General features: G+C 65.5%; 3 protein-coding genes. All 3 read left to right on the top strand.

Annotated elements, in window-relative coordinates; all coding sequences use genetic code 11:
* The first annotated feature begins 78 nt into the window (after positions 1 to 78).
* The 3 genes from tnpA (at position 79) to tnpC (ending at position 2,411) form a co-directional block, all read left to right on the top strand.
* Positions 79 to 483: an IS66-like element accessory protein TnpA gene (gene tnpA, locus ACODRX_RS25770; RefSeq protein WP_488874396.1), complete on the top strand. Its 405-nt coding sequence runs from the start codon at positions 79 to 81 to the stop codon at positions 481 to 483.
* Positions 480 to 812 (top strand): IS66 family insertion sequence element accessory protein TnpB, encoded by a 333-nt coding sequence (gene tnpB / locus ACODRX_RS25775; RefSeq protein WP_488874397.1) that lies wholly within the window; start codon positions 480 to 482, stop codon positions 810 to 812. Before tnpA ends, tnpB begins: the two co-directional genes overlap by 4 nt.
* Before the next feature lie 69 nt (positions 813 to 881).
* Complete coding sequence (tnpC, locus tag ACODRX_RS25780; protein WP_488874398.1) at positions 882 to 2,411, top strand: IS66 family transposase; 1,530 nt, start codon at positions 882 to 884, stop codon at positions 2,409 to 2,411.
* Positions 2,412 to 2,463: the final 52 nt, after the last annotated feature.

Genomic DNA, 2,463 nt, shown 5'->3' on the forward strand with positions numbered 1-2,463 from the left:
CGTATCCGTCCGGCGAACCCATCTTGAATCGAATGCCGTAATCGAGGATCGTCCCCACGATGGAGGATCGTGGAGACGATGGAACGATTGTTCAATGATGAGCGCCCGCGGCGGCGCGAGTACAGCGCTGCATTCAAGGCATCGGTGCTGGAGCAGACCTGTCAGCCGGGTGCGTCGGTGTCCGCTGTAGCCCTTCAATATGGCTTGCACCCGAACATGGTGCATCGCTGGCTGCGTGAGCGGCGCCTGCAGGCTGTGCCGCCCCAGTTGCCGGCAGCGGCGCCGGCATTCGTGGCCTTGCCATTGCCAAGCGCTGCCGGTGATGCATCAAGCCCAGCATCGCCCTTGGCGCAGCCACCCCAGACTTGCTCTTGCGAGACTATCCGTATCGAAGTGCAGCGTGGCACTGCCACCGTGACGGTGCATTGGCCGCTGGCGGCAGCTGGCCAGTGCGCACAGCTCTTGCGCGAGATGCTGCGATGATCCGCATCGATGCCGCCTGGCTGGCCGTCGAGCCACTGGACATGCGCGCGGGCACCGATACCGCCTTGGCCCGCGTCGTGGCAGTCTTCGGCGCTGCCGTGCCCCACCATGCCTATTGCTTTGCCAACAAACGCGCCAACCGCATGAAGGTGCTCGTGCACGATGGCCTGGGCATCTGGCTGGCGGCACGCCGCCTGCAGCAAGGCCGCTTCATCTGGGCACGATCGGCCGGTGGGTCTCAACCTCTGTGCCAGGAGCAACTGGCGGCGCTGGTTCAAGGCCTGCCCTGGCAGCGCCTGGGCCAGGCCGGGGTGATCACCTTGGTCTAAGCCCCAGCTGCTGCAATCGGGACTCATGCCCATGGGCCAGCACCCTGGGCAACGGCACAATGCCAAGCCATGGTTGCCGCTACCCCATCTGTTGCCGATCTCCAGTCCCTGGATGAGGCGCAACTGCGTGAACTCAACGCCCAGCTGCAGGCACAGCTGCGCCATGCCCAGGCGCTCAACGACAAGCTCACGCACGAGCTGGCGCTGCTGCGCCGCCTGAAGTTTGCCGCGCACAGCGAGCGGCTGAGCGCTGAGCAGCGCCACCTCTTCGAAGAAGCCATTGAAGCCGACCTGGGCGCTGTCGAAGCCGAGATCGAGCAGCTCGAAGCCGCCGATCCGCAGCCACAGCCGACCAAGCGAACGCCCAGGCGCCAGGCGCTGCCCGCCGAGCTGCCGCGCCGCGAGATCCGCCATGAACCCCCATCGAGCATCTGCGCCTGCGGCTGCACGATGAAGCGCATCGGTGAGGACATTGCCGAGAAGCTCGACTATGCGCCAGGCGCCTTCAGTGTCGAGCGGCATATCCGCGGCAAGTGGGCTTGTGCGCAGTGCGAGACAATCACGCAAGCCCCAGTCGATCCGCACATCATCGACAAGGGCATCCCCACGGCAGGCCTGCTGGCCCAGGTGCTGGTGGCCAAGTACACGGACCACCTGCCGCTGCACCGCCAGGAGCAGATCTTTGGCCGGGCCGGCTTGACCATCGCGCGCTCGACGCTGGCCCAATGGGTGGGAGCCTGCGGCGTGCAATTGCAGCCGCTGGTTGATGCGCTGCGCCAGGAGATGCTGGCCTGCAGCGTGCTGCACGCCGACGAGACCCCAGTGCAGATGCTCAAGCCCGCCAGCGCGCGCGACGGCAAGACGCATCGGGCCTACCTGTGGGCCTATGCGCCGGGCATCTTCGACGATCTCAAGGCCGTGGTCTACGACTTCTGCGAGTCCCGAGCAGGCTCCAACGCCCAGCACTTCCTGCAAGGCTGGCAAGGCGCGCTCGTGTGCGACGACTTCGCGGGCTACAAGAGCCTGTTCACCCAGGGCATCGCCGAGATCGGTTGCTGGGCGCATGCCCGGCGCAAGTTCTTCGAGCTGCATGCGGCCAACAAGAGCATGGTGGCCGAGCAGGCCCTGGCGCTGATCGGCCAGCTGTATGACATCGAGCGCGAAGCCAAGGCGCTTGATACCGGCGAGCGGCAGGCCCTGCGTCAGGCCAGAACGAAGCCGGTGCTTGGAGCCTTGCATCAATGGATGGTGCTCACGCGCCAGAAGGTGCCCGACAACTCAGCCACGGCTAAGGCGCTGGATTACAGCCTCAAGCGCTGGGCCGCGCTGGTGCGCTTTGCCGAGGACGGGCAAGTGCCGATCGATAACAACTGGATCGAGAACCAGATCCGGCCGATTGCCCTTGGTCGATCGAACTGGCTGTTCGCCGGCAGCCTGCGCGGGGGCCAGCGCGCTGCGGCGGTGATGAGCTTGATCCAGTCGGCCAGGCTCAATGGGCACGACCCATACGCCTACATCAAGGACGTGCTGACCCGCCTGCCCATGCAGCGTGTCAGCCAGATCGCAGAGTTGCTGCCCCATCGCTGGCAGCAGACCTAGCGTCAACTACGACAGACATCCTCGGTCAAGATGGATTGGCCGGACGGATACC

The organism is Comamonas sp. FG99 (assembly GCF_057808605.1).

Bases quoted from the DNA above. Each gene is read 5' to 3' on its own strand.
- tnpA (WP_488874396.1), top strand. From the start codon at position 79: ATGGAACGATTGTTCAATGATGAGCGCCCGCGGCGGCGCGAGTACAGC.
- tnpB (WP_488874397.1), top strand. From the start codon at position 480: ATGATCCGCATCGATGCCGCCTGGCTGGCCGTCGAGCCACTGGACATG.
- tnpC (WP_488874398.1), top strand. From the start codon at position 882: ATGGTTGCCGCTACCCCATCTGTTGCCGATCTCCAGTCCCTGGATGAG.